Annotated in this window: 19 protein-coding genes; 16 read left to right on the top strand and 3 right to left on the bottom strand. The window is 37.0% G+C overall.

Features of this window, described 5'->3' with window-relative positions; all coding sequences use genetic code 11:
• Positions 1–119: 119 nt before the first annotated feature.
• The 7 genes from HNQ80_RS18790 (at position 120) to HNQ80_RS18760 (ending at position 4,528) form a co-directional block, all read left to right on the top strand.
• On the top strand, positions 120–614 hold the full coding sequence (locus HNQ80_RS18790; RefSeq protein WP_184312222.1) for a YajQ family cyclic di-GMP-binding protein: 495 nt from the start codon (positions 120–122) through the stop codon (positions 612–614).
• A gap of 90 nt (positions 615–704) precedes the next feature.
• Positions 705–1,625: a DMT family transporter gene (locus HNQ80_RS18785; RefSeq protein ID WP_243183404.1), complete on the top strand. Its 921-nt coding sequence runs from the start codon at positions 705–707 to the stop codon at positions 1,623–1,625.
• Between the two features lie 106 nt (positions 1,626–1,731).
• Positions 1,732–1,977, top strand: coding sequence for a DUF1292 domain-containing protein (locus HNQ80_RS18780; protein WP_184312221.1), 246 nt, complete (start codon positions 1,732–1,734; stop codon positions 1,975–1,977).
• Between the two features lie 19 nt (positions 1,978–1,996).
• The gene (locus HNQ80_RS18775) at positions 1,997–2,407 is read left to right on the top strand and encodes a DUF6762 family protein (RefSeq protein ID WP_184312220.1); all 411 of its coding nucleotides are present in this window, start codon (positions 1,997–1,999) and stop codon (positions 2,405–2,407) included.
• Positions 2,408–2,501: 94 nt separating this feature from the next.
• The gene (rlmN, locus tag HNQ80_RS18770; protein ID WP_184312219.1) at positions 2,502–3,551 is read left to right on the top strand and encodes a 23S rRNA (adenine(2503)-C(2))-methyltransferase RlmN; all 1,050 of its coding nucleotides are present in this window, start codon (positions 2,502–2,504) and stop codon (positions 3,549–3,551) included.
• Positions 3,552–3,705: 154 nt separating this feature from the next.
• Positions 3,706–4,119 (top strand): hypothetical protein, encoded by a 414-nt coding sequence (locus HNQ80_RS18765; RefSeq protein WP_184312218.1) that lies wholly within the window; start codon positions 3,706–3,708, stop codon positions 4,117–4,119.
• Between the two features lie 61 nt (positions 4,120–4,180).
• Positions 4,181–4,528, top strand: coding sequence for a hypothetical protein (locus HNQ80_RS18760; protein ID WP_184312217.1), 348 nt, complete (start codon positions 4,181–4,183; stop codon positions 4,526–4,528).
• A gap of 21 nt (positions 4,529–4,549) precedes the next feature.
• On the opposite strand, the gene HNQ80_RS18755 is transcribed toward HNQ80_RS18760, so the two are convergent.
• A complete protein-coding gene (locus HNQ80_RS18755; RefSeq protein WP_184312216.1) occupies positions 4,550–5,380 on the bottom strand; it encodes an RMD1 family protein in 831 nt (276 codons plus the stop codon).
• Between the two features lie 192 nt (positions 5,381–5,572).
• Here HNQ80_RS18755 and HNQ80_RS18750 point away from each other — a divergent pair, with 192 nt between their 5' ends.
• The 3 genes from HNQ80_RS18750 to HNQ80_RS18740 all read left to right on the top strand — a co-directional run bounded on the left by HNQ80_RS18750 (position 5,573) and on the right by HNQ80_RS18740 (position 7,560).
• Positions 5,573–5,773: a cold-shock protein gene (locus HNQ80_RS18750; RefSeq protein WP_184312215.1), complete on the top strand. Its 201-nt coding sequence runs from the start codon at positions 5,573–5,575 to the stop codon at positions 5,771–5,773.
• 140 nt (positions 5,774–5,913) lie between these two features.
• On the top strand, positions 5,914–6,744 hold the full coding sequence (locus HNQ80_RS18745; protein WP_184312214.1) for a nitroreductase family protein: 831 nt from the start codon (positions 5,914–5,916) through the stop codon (positions 6,742–6,744).
• A 12-nt stretch (positions 6,745–6,756) separates the two neighbouring features.
• Positions 6,757–7,560 carry a PepSY domain-containing protein gene (locus HNQ80_RS18740; protein ID WP_184312213.1) on the top strand — a complete coding sequence of 268 codons (804 nt, stop codon included), beginning with the start codon at positions 6,757–6,759 and terminating at the stop codon, positions 7,558–7,560.
• A 14-nt stretch (positions 7,561–7,574) separates the two neighbouring features.
• Here the strand turns inward: HNQ80_RS18740 and HNQ80_RS18735 are convergent, their stop codons facing one another.
• Positions 7,575–7,820, bottom strand: coding sequence for a hypothetical protein (locus HNQ80_RS18735; protein ID WP_184312212.1), 246 nt, complete (start codon positions 7,818–7,820; stop codon positions 7,575–7,577).
• A gap of 185 nt (positions 7,821–8,005) precedes the next feature.
• On the opposite strand from HNQ80_RS18735, the gene HNQ80_RS18730 reads away from it, so the two are divergent.
• The 4 genes from HNQ80_RS18730 (at position 8,006) to gap (ending at position 12,476) form a co-directional block, all read left to right on the top strand.
• Positions 8,006–9,256: a M14 family metallopeptidase gene (locus HNQ80_RS18730; RefSeq protein WP_330602953.1), complete on the top strand. Its 1,251-nt coding sequence runs from the start codon at positions 8,006–8,008 to the stop codon at positions 9,254–9,256.
• A gap of 194 nt (positions 9,257–9,450) precedes the next feature.
• Positions 9,451–9,858: a universal stress protein gene (locus tag HNQ80_RS18725; protein WP_184312210.1), complete on the top strand. Its 408-nt coding sequence runs from the start codon at positions 9,451–9,453 to the stop codon at positions 9,856–9,858.
• Positions 9,859–9,985: 127 nt separating this feature from the next.
• Positions 9,986–10,942: a TIGR01212 family radical SAM protein gene (locus tag HNQ80_RS18720; protein WP_184312209.1), complete on the top strand. Its 957-nt coding sequence runs from the start codon at positions 9,986–9,988 to the stop codon at positions 10,940–10,942.
• Positions 10,943–11,465: 523 nt separating this feature from the next.
• Positions 11,466–12,476, top strand: a complete 1,011-nt coding sequence (gene gap / locus HNQ80_RS18715; protein WP_184312208.1) for a type I glyceraldehyde-3-phosphate dehydrogenase — start codon at positions 11,466–11,468, stop codon at positions 12,474–12,476.
• 32 nt (positions 12,477–12,508) lie between these two features.
• On the opposite strand, the gene HNQ80_RS18710 is transcribed toward gap, so the two are convergent.
• Positions 12,509–12,736 (bottom strand): SelT/SelW/SelH family (seleno)protein, encoded by a 228-nt coding sequence (locus tag HNQ80_RS18710; RefSeq protein WP_184312207.1) that lies wholly within the window; start codon positions 12,734–12,736, stop codon positions 12,509–12,511.
• A gap of 225 nt (positions 12,737–12,961) precedes the next feature.
• On the opposite strand from HNQ80_RS18710, the gene HNQ80_RS18705 reads away from it, so the two are divergent.
• Both HNQ80_RS18705 and HNQ80_RS18700 read left to right on the top strand, forming a co-directional pair.
• Complete coding sequence (locus tag HNQ80_RS18705; RefSeq protein WP_184312206.1) at positions 12,962–13,459, top strand: AbrB family transcriptional regulator; 498 nt, start codon at positions 12,962–12,964, stop codon at positions 13,457–13,459.
• A 31-nt stretch (positions 13,460–13,490) separates the two neighbouring features.
• Positions 13,491–14,822 (top strand): MATE family efflux transporter, encoded by a 1,332-nt coding sequence (locus HNQ80_RS18700; RefSeq protein ID WP_184312251.1) that lies wholly within the window; start codon positions 13,491–13,493, stop codon positions 14,820–14,822.
• Positions 14,823–14,950 lie beyond the last annotated feature (128 nt).

Genomic DNA, 14,950 nt, shown 5'->3' with positions numbered 1-14,950 from the left:
GGAAGATGAGAAGCTAATAACTGTATAAGTATGGAAAAAAAGCAGGATAATAATTGTAATTATTCCAAGAATTCATTAAAATAGAACTAAGGATAACTAAGAAACAAGGAGGATTTTTCATGGCAAGTAACTGTTCATTCGATGTTGTTTCAGAAGTAAATCTTCAAGAAGTAGACAATGCAGTAAACCAAGCGAAAAAGGAACTAGCTCAAAGATATGATTTTAAAGGAAGTAAGGCAGAGATTGATTTAGATAAAGATGAGATTAAGATTGCTGCAGAAGATGAGTTTAGGATTAAAAACATCATAGATATAGTACAGTCAAAAATGGTGAAAAGAAATGTACCGTTAAAATCATTGGATTACGGAAAAATAGAGCCTGGTTCTGGAGGTTTAGAACGGCAGATTATAAAGATCCAAAGAGGGATTTCAAAGGAAAAGGGAAAGGATGTAGTAGCTGCTATCAAGGCTTCGAAACTTAAGGTACAGGCTCAGATCATGGATGATCAGGTACGGGTAACAGGCAAGAACAAAGATGATTTACAAGCTGTCATCCAATTGCTAAAGGAAAAAGATTTTGGTGTAGAATTGCAATTTACAAACTTTAGATCATAATCATTACGGGGCCCTAAATATTAGGGCTTTTTATTTTTATTTTATACGGTACAATAGAGATAGAAGACATAGATAAAAAGGGGGAGAAGTATGGGAAAGGATCAACATAGAATACATATGCTGATGGTGCTGTGTACAGTATTTTGGGCAGGCGCATTTATTGCTGGGAAAATAGGAATAAGGGAATTTCCGCCATTTTCTTTGGCATTTTTTAGATTTCTATTTGCTACCATGGTTATTTTTGTTGTGATGATCAAATATGAAGAAAAAAGTTGGAGATTGCAAAAGGAAGATTGGCCATATATGCTGGCCCTGGGACTTATTGGTATGTTTGGCTATCATGTATTATTTTTTATTGCTTTGAAATATACTTCTGCTATGAACTCTTCTATGATTGGTGCAACCAATCCGCTAATCACTGGCATTCTTGCTGCTATATTTCTAAAAGAACATTTAAGCCTAAAGAGATTTGGGGCAATTTTACTGGCATTTTCAGGGATTGCATTGACGGTTTCCAACGGAGATATAACGGTGTTCACATCTTTATCCTTTAACATAGGAGATTTATTGATGCTTTTAGCGGTATTATGCTGGGCTGTGTATTCCATTATCAGTCGAAAAATAACGGATCGTTATTCCCCATTGATCTTAACTTCCTATAGTTTCCTGGTATGTTTGATCCTGCTGATTCCTTTTGTTCTATGGGAGAAACCATTGGAATATCTTCCGAAGGTAACCTGGATGGGATGGACTTCTGTATTGTATATGGCTATTTTTGCATCTGTTATTGGATATTTGGTACAGCAGATTTCTATCAAAACCATCGGTGCCAGCAAAACGGCAGCTTTTATCAATCTGGTACCCGTGTTTTCTATCATTTTATCAGCATTGATTTTACATGAAGAGATTACGAGTATCAAGCTGTTGAGTGCAGTGATTATCATAACAGGCGTCTATTTAAATACGAAGTTAAAGAGTATAGGTGCGGATGTTTTAAGCAACAGCAAGTAATCATTATAAATATCTTTCTTTCAAAAAGATTTTCCTTATAATTTACTAGACCTCTGGACAGTTTATAGGTATAATCATTATACAGAAACAGGAAAGGTGGATTACCATGGAAGAGAAAAAAATTGTAACCTTCGTAGATGAGGACGGAAAAGATGTGGAATTTGAAGTAGTTGATTATGTGGAGCTGGAGGATGACCGATATGCTCTTCTAGCACCCGTAGGAGACGAGGATGATGCCTATGTCTATAAAGTTGTTGAAGTAGATGGCAAAGAAGAATATGTGGTTGTTGACGATGATGATGAATTCGAAAGAGTGTTAGAAGAATATGAATCCCTTTTTGATGTAGAATAGAATCTAGGAGGAAACAGTGTTGGAAGCTTTGGTGTTGATGTTGATGGAAAAAGATCCTGAGACGGGTGTATTTTCCAATGAGGTCGGAAGTTATACGATCCAGGAGCATGGTAACTTGGTCGAAGGTATTTATTTGATACATAAAGAAGAGCAGGACTTGGTGTTTCTAAAACTCACAACGGATCGAGACGTAGATGATTGGGAATACGATGCTGTCCTTGATTATTATGACATGGATGTTATGAAAGAGACTGTCTTATCTATTGAAGAGTCAGAGGGATATAATCCTGTTTGGGAAGTGTCTTTTGAATTTATGGATTCTCAAGATGGAATGGAGAGCCTGTTAGCTGCAATTTTAGGAAAACATAGGCTCATTCTTGATGAGGTTTATGAGGCCATAAAGGACAAAAAAGAAGAGTATGAGGAATAGGAATAAAACCTTGGGAAAGATTCTTTCCTAAGGTTTTTGTTTATACAACAAAGGAAATAATAATATAAAGATGGATAGACAAGGAGTAAGACAGATGGAAAAAATTGATTTGAAAAATTATACACTAGAAGAACTTGAGGGATTCTTAGAAAGTCTGGGTGAAAAGAAATTTCGTGGAAAGCAGATTTTTCAGTGGATACATAAGGGTACCATAACCATAGAGGAGATGACCAATCTATCAAAGGAACTACGGGAGAAGATGCAACAGAAAGCCTACATCGGAAATTTAAAAACAGAGAGTGTTTTGATTTCAAAAGTAGATGGAACTAGAAAATATTTATTTGTTTTAGAAGATGGGAACATCATAGAAAGTGTACTCATGCGATATGAACATGGAAATACCGTATGTGTATCTTGTCAGGTGGGTTGTCGGATGGGATGTACATTCTGTGCATCTACCCTAGAGGGCGTTGTTCGGAACCTGACGGCAGGGGAAATTTTAGATCAAATCATCGCCATTCAACGAGATATCGGAGATCGAGTTTCCAATGTGGTTCTCATGGGGAGCGGTGAACCTTTGGATAACTATGAGGAAGTATTGAAGTTTTTAGCTTTGGTTAATCACCCGGAAGGGCTAAATATTGGATTAAGGAGCATCACCATATCTACGTGTGGACTTGTTCCTAAAATGATGGATTTGGCAGATCGAAAAATACAAGTTACCTTGGCGATTTCTCTGCACGCACCCAATGATATATTAAGAAACACAATGATGCCTGTGAATAGAAAATATCCCATTGAAGAGCTACTAAAGGCTTGTAAGTACTATGTGGGGCAAACAGGGCGCAGGATAACCTTTGAATATGCCATGATTCGAGATGTGAACGATTCAGAAAAGCATGCTTCGGAACTAGCAGGGCGAATTAGGGGATTATTATGTCATGTAAATCTAATTCCACTAAACAAAGTCGATGAAAGAGAATATGAATCAGCGCAGCTGGATCGGGTTCGGAAGTTTCAAAGCATTTTGAAAAAACATGGAGTAGAAGCTACCATCCGAAGAGAGTTAGGCAGTGATATCAATGCGGCTTGCGGGCAATTGAGAAGAAGATATATGAAGGAACAGAGTAATCGTCAAGGATAAATAATTTGTAAAAAAATGTCGCTGTTTTGATGAAATAATATATTTTCAGGAAGGATTTTTCAGTGGGTTATAGAATAATACTGTAAAGAATATTATGAATATATAATATATTCTTTATGGTAAGTACTCAATAATTCCAAAGGGGGAGATTAAAATGGTTAAATTAATTACCGGAGGACTAGGTACTGGCAAGACGAAATGCATGATTGAAATGGCGAACAATCTGGCATCTCAAGAGAAAGGCAATATAGTCTTTATTGATGATGACAATCGGCATATGTACGATCTGAAGCATCAAGTTCGATTTATTAGTTTACATGAATACCCTATCAACGATACAAAAGGATTTTTAGGATTTTTATGTGGTGTCATTTCTGAAGATCACGATATCCGAACAATATTTATTGATGGGTTGATGAAAATCGGAAATATTTGTATTGATGAGTTGTCCAGTGTTTTGAAGGAGATAAAAACGCTTTCCCAAAGGTTTGATATAGATTTTGTTTTGAGTGTAAGCTGCGATGATTACGATTTGCCTGAGGAATTAAAAGAGTATACTGTTGCGTAAAATAGGGCCATAAGCCCTATTTTATATTGCAAGGAATAAAAGAGAAAGGTTGGAGCAATAGATGAATTATAAAAAAGGTGATTTTGAGCTTGAAAGTGATTACGAAGTTAGAGTGCTTCGAGAAGAACAGGGGGATCTAGATCTTTATATGGATATGGATGACCGAGTCATTAACCTTTTTTTACCTTCGAGCAATGGAAACCCCATATCAAGGTTACAGTTACCAAAGGTAAAGGGTATTTTGATAAGGTTCTGGGACCATGAGGATAGCCATACTGCCACGGTACATTTCCTAAGAAATATTGATTTGCAATCCCATTTTCTGAACTTTGAGCTTCAATACAAAGGATATAAAATTGTTATACAAAACAAAGCGTATTATATAGATTTTATTTGTAAAGAAAAATAAGCAGATATCATTAGAGATCGTTTAGCGCAATGCATGAAATAGTTTTTCCCCAAGACTAAATAAGATCTCAAATAGAATCAAGAAGATAATCATCCATTCCAAACGGTTGCTCCGCTTTGCATGGGTTAAGCTACCAAAGGCCTCGGTGATATCACCGAGGATCTCTGTTTTATGACGAATGTTTCCATAGCGATCTTCTAGTTCAAACAACTCACTTAATTGACTAAAAAGTTGGGCTGCTTCATCATTATTCCAAGTGATTTCTGGCTTGTCCAGAAGCATGATATAAGAGATGGTATTGTATTTAAAACCTAAGATGCGTGACCAAATTTTAGCTAGCTTTTCTTCTGATAGCTTTAATTGGCCCTTTGCTAAGAAATCCATGATATCTTCGATTTCATCAGATAGAATCTCTAATCCAGCTTCGATTTTTTCTAAAGCCACGGATTTTGCAAGAACTGTAGCAACGATTTCTAAGTAATAGTTCTTTACCTCTGGGACAATCATAAATTCATTACCAATGGAAAAGGAGTCTTCTATACCAAGATCAATTCGATAATCATCGACGAAAGAAAAAGAAGCGTGGTTGTTTAAGCTTTTCTCAATTCGTTTTAAATAATTAATGATATCCATAATCTCATGGTGCGTTAGATTAATAAAAACAATACTGCCAAAATGATAGATATATACCAGTTTATTTGCCGGTTCTTTTAAAATACCCTTTAAGAAGTTTTCATTGAGAAAGAGGGGATCTTCCCACTTGAATTTTTTGTGAATGCCAAAGTGCTCTGCAATTTTATTTAGACTGATCTCGTTTGACAATACTACAGCTTTGAGATTTGCTGAATTCATCATATCATCCTCTCAACATCTTTACAGAATTAGAATCATTGTTTATTAACATTGTATCCATATTAATACATCCGCCATTCATGTAGAAAAAAATATAGATATGGGTTTATTTTCTATGGAAAGGGTAATAATAAGAGATATAAAAAACTGTAAATTATTGTCTAGTAAGACGCATTAGGAGGAGTTTGTAAAATGAAAGAAGGAACAGTAAAGTGGTTTAACAATGACAAGGGATTTGGCTTTATAGAAGTGGCTGGAGAGCCAGATGTTTTTGTACACTATACGGCCATCACTGGTGAAGGATATAAAAGCTTGAATGAAGGTCAAAGAGTCCAATTTGAAATTGTTCAGGGAGATCGGGGACCACAGGCTGCCAATGTAGTTAGATTATAAAAACTTGAAAGATCTCACAGTTTAGAAACTGTGAGATCTTTTTGATTGATTATGAAATCTTCTTAACATGCCAATTCATCAAAGGAATTTATACATCTATCTCGAAATAAAATATATAAAGAGTTTGAGGAGGGAATGGCATGTTAGAGGCCATAAAGAATAGAAAATCAGTACGACAATATGAAGCACAAGATATTGACGAAACATTATTCCAAAAAGTGAGGGATTGCGTAAATACTGCAAAAGTATTATATAATGATATAGGACTCCGAATTGAAGTGGTCCAAGATGGTACAAAAATTCATCAGGTCATGAATGGTTTTTTAGGCAGCTACGGGAAGGTGAAATCACCCCATTATCTAGTGGTTATTTCTGAAACAAAAGAAGGCTACCATGAAAACGTGGGTTATACAATGGAAGAGATTGTGCTCGGAATGACAGCCTTAGGATTGGGAACATGCTGGATAGGTGGTTTCTTTGATCGTGAATTAATTAAGAGGGTTATTTCTATGGCTGCAGGAGAAAAGGCCGTGGTGATTATTGCCTTTGGTTATGAAAAAAGAGGGATGTGGGGGGAAGCTGTTCGAAACTTTGCGGGTTTTGCCAAACGTAAGATGATTGAAGAGATTGCCTTTCATCAAGAACTTGGTAAAAATATAAATGAATTTCTTGAACAAAATCCCTTGTGGCAGGAAATACTTGCATGCGTGCGATTGGCGCCCTCAGCAGTAAATTTACAGCCTTGGCGCATGATTTTTAAAGAAGATAGGATTGATCTATATGCAAAATCCAATATTTCGGTGAAGTCCAGCGAGGATACGAAAATGCATCGAATCGACCTAGGTATTGCCATGAAGCATCTAGAAATAGCTTGTCAGGCCTATGATATACCAGGTGTATTTAAAAGGCAGGAACATGATCTCATTCAGGGTCATGAATATATTTCATCTTTTAAACTCTTAAAAAGGTAAGGAGCGAAGGTTTTGAAGAAAATACTTTGTTTGATGATGCTACTGATCATTGGTGTAATGAGCGTTGGATGTAGCAAGTCTCAAGAGGATTTTAATGGGGCAATCAAGCCATCCGCCAATGAAAAGGGAGGAATGATTGAGCGAGAAGAAGCCCTTAAGATCGCAGAGGCCCATCCAGAGCTGAAGGCTTTAGGGGATGTAAAGCTTAAACTAGAAGAAGTTATTGAAGCCACAGAAGAGCAGCCTATTTGGGAGCTTCACTACAGGGAAGAAAAAAGCCAGTTGACATATGCATTGATTATCAATGCTTTTACAGGTGAAGTACTGAGCATGCATGTAGAGGATGACCATGAGACGGACGAGGAAGTTCTAAAAGATGAAATGCTGAGACATGTGCAGTGGACCTTTGAACACTGGCAGAGTTTTCAATATGATAATTATGAGCCTAGTCGATATGGATTGGCCTTTTCCTTAAATTTTAGAATTCCATATTTGTTTGATAATTATGAAGAAAATAAAGCATTTGTTCTTGAAAACAAAATTATTTCAGATGTCAAAATCAAAGAAATAAAAGATGTGGCTATGGTCTTTCGAGAAGAAGATGAAACCATGTATAGCCAGATGCGCGTGATTGCTGATTATCGTCAAGAAGTACAAGGAAAAGAGATAAATGAATCGGTAGAGGTGTCCATTTTCGCAAAGAACGCTTTGCATGGGGACGAAGGGTGGCAGATTACCAACGTAGATATGTATCCTATGTCTCAAGAGACAACGGGATTTGAACAATTATTTTTTGGATTTCGTAAGAATAGCTAGTCGTTCATGACTAGCTATTTTTGTAAAAATTTCTCCCCTAAATACCGTTTGATGTCTTCAGGGCTGCTTTCTGGCGTGACGAGTACCTCACGATCTGTTTCAAAAAAATAAACAAGTATTTCTGTATCTCCCTCAAGAAAGTACTTGGCTACGGTATCTTCTTTCAATTCCCGAACTTTGACCTTATTTTTTTTCTTTTTTTCATACTCCTTTGTGAAAAAGTATCCTGTTAGTTGAATGACTTTTGTACATCGTTTCATGGTAACCCTCCTTGATTGCTTTCACATTGTTAGTATATCATATTTTCTAAAATATAATATATTGAGAATTATGAGCACATCTAGCTGTACGAGTCAAAAATAAAGACACCAAACAAAACCTCCTACGATAAAATGATATTAGTAAAGTATGTGAGGTGATATGATTGAGAGTCTTAAGATTAGGAATGAGAGGGACAGATGTCATGGAAATCCAGGCGCTCCTTCAAAAAATAGGATATTATCCCGGGAGCATTGATGGCATCTTTGGACCTCAAACCCAGCAGGCAGTTATTGCTTTTCAAAGAGATAATGGATTAACGCCGGATGGCATTATTGGTCCCAATACCTATCGTTTTCTGGAGCCATTTTTGTTGGGCTATAGGCGATATACAATCCAAGCTGGAGATACCATATATAATCTAGCGAGGAGGTTTTACACAAGTACAGCTAGAATTGTAGCAGCTAACCCTGGACTTAATCCATATAATTTGCGAATAGGTCAGCAAGTCATTATTCCTTTTGGCATAGATGTGGTGGATACCAATATTGATTACACCTATGAGATCATGGAAAGAGATATTCAAGGGTTAAAAGCTCGATATCCCTTTTTAGAAGTGGGCATAGCTGGTAAGAGTGTATTAGGGAAAAACCTTTATTATATTAAGATTGGCAATGGGCCCAACCAAGTATTTTATAATGGTGCCCATCATGCACTAGAATGGATTACTTCCCCTCTTTTAATGAAGTTTATTGAGAACTTTTCAAAGGCTTATGTTGAAGAGAGAAGTATTCGAGGTTATGACGTCAGAGATATCTGGGATCAAAGTAGCATTTACATTATACCCATGGTGAATCCAGATGGTGTTGATCTCGTATTAAATGGTTTACAGCCTGACAATCCATATTATAATGACTTGATCCGCTGGAATAATGGAAGTACCAACTTTTCTCAGGTATGGCAGGCTAACATTCGAGGTGTAGACTTAAACCATAACTATAATGCTCTTTGGCAGCGATCCAAAGAGGCAGAAGCTCAATATGGCATTACAGGCCCAGGTCCAACAAGGTATTCAGGACCCTATCCAGAATCAGAACCCGAGTCAAAGACTGTGGCTGATTTTACAAGAAATCACAACTTCAGGCTTGTCCTGGCATATCACAGTCAAGGAGAGGTTATCTATTGGAATTTTCAAAATATGGCACCACCTGTAGCTAGAAGAATTGGAGAACTATTTTCTCAAGTCAGTGGGTACCTATTAGATGTAACCTATGGTATTGCATCCTATGCTGGTTATAAGGACTGGTTTATTCAGGAATATAGAAGGCCTGGATACACCATCGAAGTAGGAAGAGGAAGAAATCCGTTGCCGATTCAACAATTCGATAAGATTTATAATGACAATGAAGAGATGCTTTTGCTGGCTGCGGTTGTATAATTTAAGCCCCCTTAAGGGGGCTTAAGGTGTTTAAGGGTTCATAAATCCTATGGATGTTTTTCATGTATACATGACAAAAGTGATTCATTCTATAGTATAATAAAAATTGAATGGAGATTATTGTGATATATGCTTGTAAATGGGTATAAGATAAAGTATATGGGTTACTCTTACCATTTGAAAGGAGTCTATACATGAAATCAGCAAAGAATGTGATGGTATGCGTTACACAACAGAAGACATGTGAAAGATTAATCCGAAGAGGCGCAGAATTAAGAGATGCCTATGAAGGCCAACTGTTTGTAGTTCATGTAACACAAGAAGGTTGGAATTTCCTTGGTAAATCAAAAGAAGGAGATGCTTTGGAGTATCTTTTTGAAAAATCAAAAGCCCATGGGGCCAACTTAACGGTACTTCGATCGAATGATGTCTTAACCACCCTAAAGGAGCAGGTAGAAAAAAATAATATTGATATCATTGTAATGGGCGAAGCCGGAGGAGATTACGAGGAAAATAGCATTATAAGCAGCCTAGGAAAACGTTTGCATGAGAATGTTATTTTTGAAGTGGTCCCTGCTAAATTGAAGAAAAAAGTTGTATAATAGAAGGAAGTGCATCCCCTAGGGGGATGCACTTCTGCAATCATGGGCAATTATTATTTTGCTATTTGGACAAAATGAATATTATGCAGATAAAGAAACTTAAACAATAAAATAAGGGGATATGTAAATGGACAGCAAAGAAAGATATCGGGTATATTCCCAATATTTAAGAGAACGATATGGAGAAAAAGTATACAAAATTCCAATAAACCTTCCTGTAACATGCCCCAATAGGGATGGAACAGCAGGCTGTGGTGGATGTATTTTTTGTGGAGAAGAGGGGGCAGGATTTGAAACACTCTCCAAATTTATCCCGGTTGCAGAACAATTGGAGACCAACATCGCTTATATACGGAAAAAATATAAGGCTCAGAAATTTATTGCCTATTTTCAAAACTATACCAACACATATCTATCATTGATGGATTTCGAAAAATACATGGCAGAAGCATGCAGGGAGGATGTGGTTGAAATCGCCATTTCTACCCGACCAGATTGCATTCATGATGATTATTTGAAATATCTTCAAGAATTAAAAATACGTTATAACTTAACGATTACCATCGAATTGGGATTGCAAACTGTAAATTATCACACTTTGAAAAAGATAAACCGGGGGCACACCTTGGCAGAATTCCTTGATGCAGTATTGAGAATAAAAAATTACGGATTGGAGACTTGTGTTCATTTAATTTTAAATTTACCATGGGACGATGAAGCGGATGTGATTGAGGATGCAAAATTCCTCTCTGCCCTTGGGATTGAACAAGTAAAACTTCATTCATTATATATTCGCAGGGATACAGTGATGGGCAAGATGTATGAACAGAGAGAGTTTGAGATCATCTCCATGGAGGAATATGTCCATCGAGTAATCCTGTTTCTTGAATATTTACGCCCGGAGGTGGTGGTGCAGCGTTTAATTGGCAGGGCACCAGAAGAAAATAGTCTCTTCTGTAATTGGAATACAAGCTGGTGGAAGATTAAGGATCGTATTGATGAAGCTATGGCAGAATTAGACTCATTTCAAGGGAAACGGTTTGATTATTTACATGGAAGAGCATTAAGAGAAAAACACCGATAAAAATAAAATATCGAATGAAGAGAAATGTAGAAAGATTGCGATAATCCTTAGGAGAATGCTCGGGGACTATGGTAATCTTTTTCTTTTTTCTCTTAATGGTCCCGGGGAGTTTACATAAAATTTGGACAAGTTAATAAACAAAAAACCACAGCATTTTCGATGGGGAGAAAATTTATGGCGATTTTTGTACATAAGAAATCTGACAGACTTTTTTCAATGAAAAAATGATCTAAAATATTTGCTGAATCTCCGTGAAAAAAGCTGTCAAAGAAACGAAGTTGATTTTATGAAAAGAGTAAATAACTAGGTTGTAGAAAAAAGGATCCATGTTGGAACAACAGGTAGGTTAAAAATGCTACTTCGACAAAATTATTAAAAAAAAGTAAAAGTAGCATAATGGTGTATACAATATAGCTTAATTATGTTAATATATGAATGCAGTATATCACAATAAGCAATATGACATACAAATTGATACATATTATATTTATAATCATATACTAATATCAGGAAGGGGATTAATATGTCAATCAAAATAGGTATTAATGGTTTTGGAAGGATAGGAAAAAATGTATTAAAAGCCTGGTTGGAAAGAGAAGAAGATATAGAAATCGTGGCAATCAATAGTACGAGTGGGCCGAAGGAACATGCGCATATTTTCAAATATGATTCTTTATATGGTATATTACCTCAGGAAGTAAAAGCTACAGATCAATCTATCATCATAGGCGATAAGGAAATCGCTTTCACAGCGTATAGAGATCCAGCACAAATTCCTTGGAAAGAAATGGGTGTAGATATTGTTGTGGAATCCACAGGGATATTTACGGATAAAGAAAAAGCCATGAAACATCTTGAGGGCGGCGCGAAAAAGGTAATCATTTCCGCTCCAGGAAAGAATGAAGACATTACTATCGTTATGGGTGTGAATCATACGCAATATAATGCTGAGACTCATCATGTTGTATCCAATGCGTCTTGTACAACCAATTGTCTCGCACCAGCGGCCAAGGTGATCCATGAGAACTTTAACATCCTAAAGGGACTCATGACAACCGTTCACGCCTATACCAATGACCAGAGAATACTGGACCTGCCCCATAAAGATTTACGGAGAGCAAGGGCTGCAGGAGAGTCGATTATACCTACATCGACAGGAGCCGCCAAAGCTATTGGCTTGGTCATTCCTGAACTAAAAGGGAAATTGAATGGCATGGCCATGCGCGTTCCAATTCCAGTAGTATCTGTAGTGGATTTGGTGGTGGAGCTTGAGAAAAATACTTCAGCGGAGGAAGTCAATCAAAAACTAAAAGAAGCTGCTGCAGGTTCCCTACATGGGATTCTGGGTTATTGCGAAGAACCTTTGGTTTCCATTGACTTTAAGAAGGATTATCGATCATCCATCATCGATGCACCCTCAACTATGATGGTGGGGGAGAATATGCTGAAGATAGTTGCTTGGTATGATAACGAATGGGGCTATTCAAATAGAGTAATTGATCTGGCTTCCTACATGGGAAAAAAGGGGTTGTAAGATAAAAAAATAAGTCTTGCTATATGCAAGACTTATTTTTTTATCTTATTTTCCACTTCATTTTCTTCTGGGAAACGGCCCAAATCTTTCTTGGAAAAGACGAGATTGTCATCTACCATAACCTCAAATACACCGCCGGAAGAAGGTATAATATTTAAGGATGCGATGCTATTTTTATGGATATGAAGCAAGTTCTCAGCCAAACCTATGGCTTTTGGAAGATAGCCTCAGCCTGTACAGTATTGAATAGTGATTCTCATAAAATAACCTCCTTATATCACCTTAATTGGATTAATTATAGATTACCCTTATAATACTATGCCTAATCATTAGTTCTATCAATAATCTCCTAAAAAACAAAAAAATCTTTTAAGATAAAATGCTATAATAGAATGAGGATGTCCAAAAAAATTTATATGCAAGATTTGAAGGCTAAAGGATTGACTTACGAAGCTTAATAATATTATAGAGAATGGGGGTTATATATGGAAAGAGTCTTGATTACATTATTGGTTGCCTGCGCAGGAGGTATCGTTGGAATGAAGCTAAAGATCCCTGCAGGAGCAATGATTGGTGCCATGATTGCAGTGGCGGCCTACCATATTTGGTGCGGAAAAGGGGAAATACCTGCTAATTTTAAGATTGCAGCCCAGATTATCGTAGGAGGTATGCTGGGATTGAATTTTTCAATGGATACTCTATATGGGTTGAAGGAGATGGCACTGCCAGCCATCGTGATGCTTATGGGATTAATGGTATTGAGTGTTGTCCTGGGTATTGTGGTTGCAAAGACAACGGGCATGGACTTAATTACTGCGCTATTCAGTAGTGCTCCGGGCGGGATAACAGAAATGACGCTGGCGTCGGAGGCTTATGGGGCAGATACACCGAAAGTAGCGATTCTTCATCTAATGAGGCTGATCAGTGTAATTACTATTTTACCAATTGTCATTAAAAGCGTACTAAAATGGATGATTTCTTAATATAGAAAATGGGGTAGGGATTATTGTGAAAATGAAGTTGAGTAAAGAGCTTAAAAGTATCTGGAACCTCTCCTGGCCTGTGATTATAGGGATGATCCTTCAGTCTCTTTTAGGTACGGTAGATATGAAATTCATTTCTATGATTGGTACAGCTGAAAGTGCGGGTGCTTCTATTAGCAACTCAGCTTCAGGTGTGGTTTTTGTTATGAGTGCATTGGTAGCTTCTGGAACAGTAGCTATTGTTGCAAGAGCTTTTGGTGAAGATAATCAAGATGAGGTAAAGAGAATCGGCAGTCAATCCATTATATTAGCCGGTATAGTAGGCAGTGGGATTGGTTGGGTTTGTAGTTGGAATACCTATGGAATCTTGCAAGGTATGTTCAATCCAGAGACCAGTGTATTGCAAAGTGCAGCAGCATATTTGAATATAATTTTTCTAGGTACGGTTTTCGTGTTTGTAAACTATACAATTCGCAGCATACTACAGGCATTGGGGGATACCAAAACGCCTTTGTATATTTTTGGTGCAGCTAATGTTCTGAACGCAATATTAGATCCAATCTTTATTTTTAGCCTGGATTATGGGGTGAAGGGTGCGGCTATCGCAACAGTGCTTTCAAATATTTTTGCATTTTTTATGATATCATATATTTATTTGAAGAAGGTTCACGAAGGTCGACTAATGGAGTACTTTAACTATGGAAGATTACGTCTTAGGGATACTCTGCGAATACTACGAATCGGCCTATGGTCTTGTCTTCAGCAAGTGTCTCGACCCATTACTGGTATGATGATGTTTCGGATCGTCAGCGAGGTGGGAAAAAAAGAAGGGATTGCAGCCTTTGGTATAGGGGGACAACTGTTCAACTATACATTTATATTGTTAACGGGACTTACAGTGGCAGTATCTGTAATGGTAGGACAAAATTTGGGGAGAAAAGATCTAGAGAAAACAGATGAAATTATTCGAGAGGGTTTAAAGGTAGCCATGATCAATATGGCAATCTTTGCAATTCCCTATATGATTTTTCCTCGATATATCATTCAATTTTTTCTCAATGATGAAAAGGTGATTCAACTAGGCATAGAATATTTACGGATTGTATACATAGGTGTTATTTTTGTAATCTTCCCAACTGTCTATGGTGGAGCATTTCAAGGGGCAGGAGATACTTTTCCACCCATGGTTTCATCTATATTTGCCAATGTCCTTGTGAAGCTGCCATTGGCCTATTTTCTTGCAAAAAATCTTGAGATGGGAACCGATGGTGTTTGGTGGGCAATTGCCATATCTGTGATGATAGAAGCAGGAATGATTTGGTTTTATTTTCACAGAGGTACTTGGAAAACAAAAAAAGTATAATGTATTTTCTGTAGAAAATGACATATAAATTGCAAAGAAATGGATGAATGGGCTCTTCATATGGATGAATATCTAATTTTAATAAATTACAAAAATTACTTCTCGAAAGAGGAGTATTTTTTGTTAGA

It is taken from the genome of Anaerosolibacter carboniphilus, from assembly GCF_014205875.1.
Taxonomy (GTDB): Bacteria; Bacillota; Clostridia; order Peptostreptococcales; family Thermotaleaceae; genus Anaerosolibacter; species Anaerosolibacter carboniphilus.
The sequence above is the reverse complement of the archived record's forward strand: the minus strand, read 5'-3'. Positions and strand labels throughout refer to the sequence as shown.

Coding starts and splice junctions, on each gene's coding strand:
- HNQ80_RS18790 (WP_184312222.1), top strand. CDS start 120: ATGGCAAGTAACTGTTCATTCGATGTTGTTTCAGAAGTAAATCTTCAA.
- HNQ80_RS18785 (WP_243183404.1), top strand. CDS start 705: ATGGGAAAGGATCAACATAGAATACATATGCTGATGGTGCTGTGTACA.
- HNQ80_RS18780 (WP_184312221.1), top strand. CDS start 1,732: ATGGAAGAGAAAAAAATTGTAACCTTCGTAGATGAGGACGGAAAAGAT.
- rlmN (WP_184312219.1), top strand. CDS start 2,502: ATGGAAAAAATTGATTTGAAAAATTATACACTAGAAGAACTTGAGGGA.
- HNQ80_RS18765 (WP_184312218.1), top strand. CDS start 3,706: ATGGTTAAATTAATTACCGGAGGACTAGGTACTGGCAAGACGAAATGC.
- HNQ80_RS18760 (WP_184312217.1), top strand. CDS start 4,181: ATGAATTATAAAAAAGGTGATTTTGAGCTTGAAAGTGATTACGAAGTT.
- HNQ80_RS18755 (WP_184312216.1), bottom strand. CDS start 5,380: ATGAATTCAGCAAATCTCAAAGCTGTAGTATTGTCAAACGAGATCAGT.
- HNQ80_RS18750 (WP_184312215.1), top strand. CDS start 5,573: ATGAAAGAAGGAACAGTAAAGTGGTTTAACAATGACAAGGGATTTGGC.
- HNQ80_RS18745 (WP_184312214.1), top strand. CDS start 5,914: ATGTTAGAGGCCATAAAGAATAGAAAATCAGTACGACAATATGAAGCA.
- HNQ80_RS18735 (WP_184312212.1), bottom strand. CDS start 7,820: ATGAAACGATGTACAAAAGTCATTCAACTAACAGGATACTTTTTCACA.
- HNQ80_RS18730 (WP_330602953.1), top strand. CDS start 8,006: ATGAGAGGGACAGATGTCATGGAAATCCAGGCGCTCCTTCAAAAAATA.
- HNQ80_RS18725 (WP_184312210.1), top strand. CDS start 9,451: ATGAAATCAGCAAAGAATGTGATGGTATGCGTTACACAACAGAAGACA.
- HNQ80_RS18720 (WP_184312209.1), top strand. CDS start 9,986: ATGGACAGCAAAGAAAGATATCGGGTATATTCCCAATATTTAAGAGAA.
- gap (WP_184312208.1), top strand. CDS start 11,466: ATGTCAATCAAAATAGGTATTAATGGTTTTGGAAGGATAGGAAAAAAT.
- HNQ80_RS18705 (WP_184312206.1), top strand. CDS start 12,962: ATGGAAAGAGTCTTGATTACATTATTGGTTGCCTGCGCAGGAGGTATC.
- HNQ80_RS18700 (WP_184312251.1), top strand. CDS start 13,491: ATGAAGTTGAGTAAAGAGCTTAAAAGTATCTGGAACCTCTCCTGGCCT.